The organism is Intrasporangium sp. (genome assembly GCF_032907665.1).
Lineage (GTDB): Bacteria > Actinomycetota > Actinomycetes > Actinomycetales > Dermatophilaceae > Intrasporangium.
In genome coordinates this window covers 1-7,409 of record NZ_JAJJPG010000157.1, presented here as the reverse complement: position 1 = coordinate 7,409, position 7,409 = coordinate 1, and the positions used below count along the sequence as shown (strand labels likewise).

Below are 7,409 nucleotides of genomic sequence, written 5' to 3'. Positions count from 1 at the left end.
CCGTGACGTCCGAGGCGCCCGCTGCACGCGGGCGCGGACCCGGCTCAGCGGCATACGGGCCGACGTCAGGAGCGTCCCTGACCGTGGTACTCGGCGTTGGGCACGAAGCCGAGCGCCGAGGAGACGCGGTTGGTGAGGTTGAACATCCCGACGACCTGGACGAGCTCGAGGATCTGGTGGTCGTCGAGGCCGACGGCCCGGAGCGGTTCGAGGTCCGACTCGACGACGTCGGCAGGGTGCAGCGTGAGCTTCTCGGCGTAGGCCGCCATCACGGCCTCACGCTCGGGCAGGTCCGCCTGCCGCCAGTTGATGGCGACGAGGTCGGCGGTGCGCTCGTCCTCCGTGTAGGTGCGCAGCGCTGCCGTGTGGGAGACGACGCAGTACGTGCAGCGGTTGACGTTCGACACGACGACGCCGAGCAGCTCGCGGTCGGCGTTGCTCAGGTGCCCCTCCTTGTTGACGAGGAGGTTGAAGTAGTTCCACCAGGCCTGGAACTGGTCGCCGTTGTAGGCCTGCGCCCTGAAGACGTTGGGCACGAAGCCGAACGCCTCCTCGGACTTGGCCCAGAGCCGCGCGACGCCCTCCGGGACGTCGTCGGCGCCGGGGAGGGGGAGGAAGGAGATGCGTTCGTGGTCGGCCATGACGGCACTGTATGCCGCTGAGCCGGCCGCCGCTGTCAGGCGGGCGAGAGCGCGGGGTCGGGGAGGTCAGTCGGGGCGCCGGCAGCCTCGCAGAGCGCGCGCAGGGCGGCCGAGACGGCAGGGACGCGCTGGAGGTCGGGTGTCGTCACGGCGAGGATCTGCCGGCGTGAGGCAGGGGAGAGGGAGAGCGTCGCGACGTCCTCGTGCTTGGCGGCGTTGAGGATGAGGTCGGGCACGAGCGCGACCCCCAGGCCGGCGGTGACGAGGCCGATCTGGGCGACGTAGTCCTCGATCTCGAAGGTGACGTTGGGCCGGAACCCCTCGTGCTGCGCGAGCGAGACGAGGTGGCCGCGGCAGCGCGGGCAGCCGGCGATCCACTCCTCGTCGGCGAAGTCCGACAGGGTGACGCTCTGGCGGTCCGCGAGGGGGTGGTCCTTGGGGACGACGACGCGGACCTCGTCGTCGAGCAGGTGGTGGGTCTCGAGGAGCGAGAGGTCCTCCTCGAGGACGCCGAGGTCCGCGCCCTCGTAGGCAAAGGCCACGGCGACGTCGCAGTCGCCGTTGCGCAGGGCGGCGAGGGACTCGGGCGGCTCGGCCTCGGTGAAGGTGACGGTGATGTCGGGGTGGCGCTCCTTGAGGATTGCCAGGGCCTTGGGGACGAGCGTCGCGGACGAGCTGGGGAAGGCCTGGAGACGGACCCGGCCGGCCCGCAAGCCGGCGATCGCCGTGATCTCCTCCTCGGCGGCGTCGAGCGCGGCGAGCACGCCGACCGCCCGGCGAGCGAGGAGCTGGCCCGCCTCGGTGAGCCGGACCTGACGGCCGTAGCGCTCCACGAGGACGGTTCCGGTGCGCTGCTCGAGCCGACGGACCATCTGCGAGATCGCGGGCTGGGAGAAGCCGAGCGCGTTGGCCGCGCCAGTGAAGCTGCCCTCGTCGGCGATGGCCTTCATGACCCGAAGGCCCGCTGCGTCGATCATGCCAGTAGCATAACTCAGGATTATGCTTTTGAGCCTTTGTCCCCATGACACGTAGGCTTGGAACGTGAAGCTTGCGACGACCCGGGCCCTGCCGCTCGAGACGGAGGACCTCGGGACGCTGGACGACCTCGTCGACCTCGTCAGCGGTGGCGGGGTCCTCGTGTTGAGCGGGGCCGGCATGTCCACGGACTCGGGGATCCCGGACTACCGGGGACCTGACGGGACCCGTCGGGTCGAGCCGATGACGTTCGGCGAGTTCACCGGCTCGAGCGAGGCGCGGCGCCGCTACTGGGCCCGCAGCTACATCGGCTGGCAGCGGTTCACGGCGGCCGAGCCGAACTCCGGCCACCAGCACGTCACCGCACTGCAGCGCGAGGGTTACGTCGGCCCGATCATCACCCAGAACGTCGACGGCCTGCACCAGGCGGCAGGCGCGGAGGACGTGGTCGAGCTGCACGGATCGCTCGACCGGGCGGTCTGTCTCACCTGTGGCGAGGTGACCTCCCGCCAGGGCCTGCACGAGCGGATGGCCGAGGCGAACCCCGGTTTCATGGAGCGCTTCGCCGCGCAGGCCGAAGCGGTCGGTTCGCAGTGGGGCGAGCAGGTTCGACCCGACGGCGACATCGTCGTCGCGGACTCGCTCGTCGACTCGTTCTACGCCCCGCACTGCCTCGTCTGCGGGCACGACACGGTGAAGCCCGACGTTGTGTTCTTCGGCGAGTCCGTCCCGAAGTCCCTCGTCGACAAATGCTTTGGCCTCGTCGAGTCCGCTGGGGCAGTCTTGGTCCTCGGATCGTCGCTGTCGGTGATGAGCGGCTACCGTTTCGTGCGGCACGCGGCGCGGATCGGGGTGCCGGTGGGCATCGTGACGCGCTCGGCGACGCGCGGCGACGCGGATGCAACGATCCGGTTGCATGCCCCGCTTGGGGCGACGCTCGACGCGCTGGGAGCCGCACTTGGACACGGAGACTGAGACCCGCTGGTTCGCGACCCTGCCCGAGAGGGGACCCGGACCCTCGGTGCACTGGGCATCGCCGGCCTTCGAGGCCGAGCTGAGGCAGTGGCTCGTCGAGGTGCTCGGCGCGCGCGGCATCGACCTCGTGGCGCTGGAGCAGGTGCACCTGCGGCCGTGGTCGACGGTGTGGCGCGCCCGCGGCAGCGACGGCGTCGACTACTGGGCCAAGCAGAACTGCGAGCACCAGAAGTTCGAGGCCCGGTTGCTGCACGAGCTCGACACCCTGTCGCCGGAGCGGGTCGTGCCGGTCCTCGCGATCGACGGGGAGCGGGGGCTGCTCGTCGTCCCCGACCAAGGCCAGGTCCTCACCGAGACGATTGCCCCGGACGACGTGGAGTCGTGGTGTCGCGTCGTCGCCCACGCGATGGCCCTCCAGCGGGACCTCGAGGGGGCGCAGGACCGGCTCGTGGCGGCAGGCATCACGACGCTGCGCACCGCCGAAGCGCCGTCCTATGTGGAGGCCCGGGTCGAGCAGCTGAGCAGGCTGCCAGAGGGGGACCCGCAGCGGCTCGCACCCGACGTCGCGACGGAGCTGCACGCGCTCGTGCCCACGGTCACCGAGTGGGCCGATCGACTGGAGGCCCTGGGGATGCCGGAGACGCTGGTGCACAACGACCTCCACGCCAACAACGTCTTCGCTGCCCCGGATGGCCGACTGCGCTTCTTCGACTTCGGCGATGCCGTGCTGGCGCATCCGCTGAGTGCCCTGCTCATCCCGCTCAACATCCTGGCCCACCGATTCGGGGCCACGAGTGACGACGCGCGCCTCCGGAAGGTCGCGGATGCCGGGATCGAGGTGTGGGGTGACGTGGTGCCGGCCGCCGAGCTACGGGCCGCCCTGCCGGCGGCGCTCCAGCTCGGGCGTCTCGGGCGGACCGAGTCATGGTTGCGGGTCTGCGCGACTCTCACCGACGACGAGCAGGTGGAGTACGGCGACGCCGGGACGTGGTGGCTCGCGTCGCTGCGCAGCGAGCCTGTCCTGACCTGAGCAGGTCTGCCACGATGGGGTGATGGGGGGCTGGACCGCTGACTCCACGAGATCGCTGGGCGACCTGCTGACGGCCCGGCGGCGCGCTCAGTTCGTCGGCCGTGAGGGGGAGGTCGAGCTCTTCCGGTCGGCGTTGGCCGCTGAGGACCCACCGTTCCGGGTGCTCTTCGTCCACGGGCCGGGCGGGGTCGGCAAGTCGTCCCTGCTCGATGCCTACGCGGCTGCAGCGGAGGCAGGAGGCGCCGAGGTGCTGCGACTCGATGGGCGAGAGGGCGGCGGCCCCCGGGCCATCGAGGACGCAGTCAGCGCCTTGGTGGGCGGGGCGCATAGAGAAGGAACTGAGGATTCCCCGGCTACGGGGTTGCAGGTGCTGCTCGTCGACGGCTTTGAGTGGTGGGCCCCGATGGAGTCGTGGGTGCGGGACGAACTGTTGCCCACCCTCCCGGCGTCGACGCTCACGGTCATCGCGGGCCGGGACCGTCCGACCGCAGCCTGGCGGACGGACGGGGCCTGGTCGGGACTCCTGCGCGTCGTGTCGCTGCGCAATCTCGAGCCTGTGGCGGCGAGGAGCTACCTCACGGACCGAGGCGTTCCGGAAGGCCGGCACGACGAGGTCCTGGCGCTGACCCATTCGCACCCCTTGGCGCTGTCCCTCGTCGCCGACGTCCTGGGCGACGACCCCGACCTGGATCTCGGGGCGATGCCGCCCGAGCCCATGCGCGAGATCCTCGAACGGATGATCAGTGTCGTCCCGTCCGCGGTCCACCTCGACGGGTTGCGCGCGGCAGCGATCGCACGGAGGGCAACGCAGGACCTGCTCGCCGAGGTGCTCGACGCCCGCGAGCGGGCCGCCGAAGTTTTCGACTGGCTGAGCGGCCTCGCCGTGACCGAGGTGGGGGCCGACGGCGTTCGACTGCATGACCTCGTGCGGGACCTCATCGATGCGGACCTGCGATGGCGTGACCCACCCGCCTACCGGACGGTTTTCCGCGCGGTCAACGCCCATGCGGTGGCGAGGGCGAGCGAGACTCGCGGGCGTGAGCAGCAACGCGCCGTCGCCGACGCGAAGTTCCTCTTCCGTCACGTGCGGGGCGTGCTCTCACCCGTGGCGTGGGAACGCTGGGGCGAGCACTACCCGGACCGAGCCGGACCCGGCGACCGCGACCCCATCGTGGAGCTCGTGCGCCGGGCCGAGGGGCCCGAGTCGGCGGCCCTGGCGGAGCGCTGGCTCGCCCTGCAACCGGACGGCTTCCATGTGATCCGGTCGGCGGACCGGTCCCTTCGAGGGGTCGTCGCCCTGCTCGACCTCACGGCCGCCGAGCACGCCGATCGGATGGCGGATCCCGGCACGGCCGCCGCGTGGAGGTTCGCTGAGGCGAATACCCCAGCACGACAAGGCGATACCGTGACCCAGTGCCGGTTCATCGTCGACACCGAGCTCTACCAGGAGCCCTCGCCGACGCTCAACGCGGTCCCCATCATCACACTGCAGAACCAGCTCGTCGATCGGCGCCTCTCGTGGGACTTCCTCACCCTGGCCGACCCGGATCGGTGGAACAGCTATTTCGCCGTGGCCGGCCTGCCGAGGGCGGGTGGCGCCGACTTCAGCCTCGGTGGCCGCCGCTACGGGTTGTTTGCCCACGACTTCCGGCGCGTGCCGATCGAGGTCGTCACCCAGCGGTGGACAGACGTCGCCCTCGCCGACGACGCCCTGCTGCTCCCACCCCCTGACGCGCCGGTCGAGACGCTCGTGCTGGCCCACAGCGACTTCGACAGCGCCGCACGCCAGGCCCTGCGAGACCTGCGGCGGCCAGACCTCCTCGGGCGCAATCCGCTGGTGCGGGCCCGCCTCGTCGGCCACGTCGACGAGGCGGAACGGGGCGTGGCCCTGGAGTCCATGGTGAGGGAGGCGGTCGGCTCGCTCGCCCAGGACCCGCGGGACGATCGGCTCTTCCGCGCCGTGGAGCGCACCTACGTGAGTGCGGCCGGCACGCAGGAGGCGGCCGCGGCGATGCTCGGCCTGCCGTTCAGCACGTATCGTCGCCACCTGCGCCAGGGGTGCGATCGAGTGGTGGCCTGGCTCTGGAGCCGCGAGCTGGGCGAAGGCTGAGCAGTACTCGGGGAGCACTGGGCAAGGCTGAGCAGGGCTGAGCAGGGGTGAGCAGGAGTGAGCAGCAGTGAGCAGCAGTGAGCACCCGATGACCTGGTGACCCGCCGTCCCGTGAGCGCACGCTCGAGCCATCGAACGAACCGATGGGCTCAGGAGGCTCACATGAAACACACGACGTCCGACCGCGCAGTCGTCCTCGGCGCCGGGATCGCTGGCCTGCTCGCTGCGCGGGCGGTGGCAGAGACGCACGGGGAGGTGGTCGTCGTCGACCGGGATCCGCTCGAACCAGGCCCGTCGCCACGTCGCGGGGTTCCGCAGGGGAGGCACCTGCACGGGCTGCTCGCACGTGGGCACGACGAGCTCGAGGCCACCTTTCCGGGCCTCGTGGCCGAACTGGTCCGCGCCGGAGCACCCCAGGGGGACATGCTCGCCAACAGTCGTCTCTGCCTCGGAGGCCACCGCTTCCGGCAAGGGCTGTCCGGGCTCGCGGCCCTGTGCGTCAGCCGGCCGGCGCTCGAGGCGGCGATCCGGCGACGCGTCGCGGCGCTGCCGAACGTCACCGTCCTGCCACGCCACGATGTCGTCGGGCTGGTCGGCACGGTCGAGCGCGTCACCGGGGTGCGGCTCATCGCCCGCGCTGACGGCAGCCCAGCGGTGGAGACTCCGGCAGACCTCGTCGTGGACGCATGCGGGCGAGGCTCGCGGATGCCGACCTGGCTCGAGTTGCTGGGGCTACCACGGCCTGCGCATGAAGAGGTGCGCATCGGCGTTGCCTACGCGACGCGGACGTATCGGCTCCCTCCCGGCACCTTGGGGGACGACCTGGTGGCCCTGTGCGGCCCGACTCCAGCTCGGCCTCGCGGCGGTGCGCTCTCCCTGCTCGAGGGCGGGCGTTGCATCGTGACCCTGATGGGTGTGCTCGGGGACGTTCCGCCGACCGATCCAGACGCGTTCCTGGGTTTCGCTCGCGACCTCGCGCTGCCCGACGTCTACGCGGCCATCGCTGAGGCTGAGCCCCTCGACGAACCGGTCACCCACCGGCATCCCACCTCGGTCTGGAACCGGTACGACCGGATGCGCACCTTCCCGCAGGGGCTGGCCGTCGTGGGGGATGCGGTCTGCGCGTTGAACCCGATCTATGGGCAGGGCATGACCGTTGCTGCCCTCGAAGCAGGTGCACTGCGTCGCAGCCTGGCTCGAGGAGCGGGGCTCGACTCGGCGGCATTCCAGCGCGACGTCGGGCGGATCGCCGGGGGAGCCTGGGCGTTGGCGACGGGTGCGGACCTCACCTTCCCCGAGGTGGAGGGGAAGCGGACTCCCCTGACTCGGGTCCTCGGCGGCTACGTCGCGCGCCTGCAGTCAGGCGCGTCCCGCGACCCGCGCCTTGGAGCGGCCTTTCTGCGCGTGAGCAGTCTCATCGACCCGCCTTCTGCATTGTTCCGGCCGACGACCGTGCTGGGGGCGATGCGGGCTGGTCAGCCGGCGCTATCACCGGGGTGACTGCAGGCTCAGATGTTCGGCAGAGGTGGCTCGGCAGAGGTGGCTCGGCAGAGGTGGTTCCGCGGAGGTGGTCATCGCCGCTCACGATGTGCCCCCGTGCGTCCTCACGCACTGACCCGTCGGGCGGGTCAGTGCGTGAGCCATCGGGTGGTGGCCAGCTGTGATCTGCCATCGCCGC

The 7,409-nt window shown here is 71.2% G+C and carries 6 protein-coding genes; 4 read left to right on the top strand and 2 right to left on the bottom strand.

Annotated elements, in window-relative coordinates:
* Positions 1-65: 65 nt before the first annotated feature.
* A complete protein-coding gene (locus LOY02_RS16760) occupies positions 66-641 on the bottom strand; it encodes a peroxidase-related enzyme (RefSeq protein WP_317183512.1) in 576 nt (191 codons plus the stop codon).
* Positions 642-676: 35 nt separating this feature from the next.
* The gene (locus LOY02_RS16755; RefSeq protein ID WP_317183511.1) at positions 677-1,618 is read right to left on the bottom strand and encodes a LysR family transcriptional regulator; all 942 of its coding nucleotides are present in this window, start codon (positions 1,616-1,618) and stop codon (positions 677-679) included.
* Between the two features lie 64 nt (positions 1,619-1,682).
* Here LOY02_RS16755 and LOY02_RS16750 point away from each other — a divergent pair, with 64 nt between their 5' ends.
* The 4 genes from LOY02_RS16750 (at position 1,683) to LOY02_RS16735 (ending at position 7,231) form a co-directional block, all read left to right on the top strand.
* Positions 1,683-2,591 (top strand): Sir2 family NAD-dependent protein deacetylase, encoded by a 909-nt coding sequence (locus LOY02_RS16750; protein ID WP_317183510.1) that lies wholly within the window; start codon positions 1,683-1,685, stop codon positions 2,589-2,591.
* The gene (locus tag LOY02_RS16745; protein ID WP_317183509.1) at positions 2,575-3,621 is read left to right on the top strand and encodes an aminoglycoside phosphotransferase family protein; all 1,047 of its coding nucleotides are present in this window, start codon (positions 2,575-2,577) and stop codon (positions 3,619-3,621) included. The genes LOY02_RS16750 and LOY02_RS16745 overlap by 17 nt, the downstream gene beginning before the upstream one ends.
* Before the next feature lie 22 nt (positions 3,622-3,643).
* Positions 3,644-5,731, top strand: a complete 2,088-nt coding sequence (locus tag LOY02_RS16740) for an ATP-binding protein (RefSeq protein WP_317183508.1) — start codon at positions 3,644-3,646, stop codon at positions 5,729-5,731.
* Positions 5,732-5,893: 162 nt separating this feature from the next.
* A complete protein-coding gene (locus LOY02_RS16735) occupies positions 5,894-7,231 on the top strand; it encodes a hypothetical protein (RefSeq protein WP_317183507.1) in 1,338 nt (445 codons plus the stop codon).
* Positions 7,232-7,409: the final 178 nt, after the last annotated feature.

Bases quoted from the DNA above. Each gene is read 5' to 3' on its own strand.
- LOY02_RS16760 (WP_317183512.1), bottom strand. From the start codon at position 641: ATGGCCGACCACGAACGCATCTCCTTCCTCCCCCTCCCCGGCGCCGAC.
- LOY02_RS16755 (WP_317183511.1), bottom strand. From the start codon at position 1,618: ATGATCGACGCAGCGGGCCTTCGGGTCATGAAGGCCATCGCCGACGAG.
- LOY02_RS16740 (WP_317183508.1), top strand. From the start codon at position 3,644: ATGGGGGGCTGGACCGCTGACTCCACGAGATCGCTGGGCGACCTGCTG.
- LOY02_RS16735 (WP_317183507.1), top strand. From the start codon at position 5,894: ATGAAACACACGACGTCCGACCGCGCAGTCGTCCTCGGCGCCGGGATC.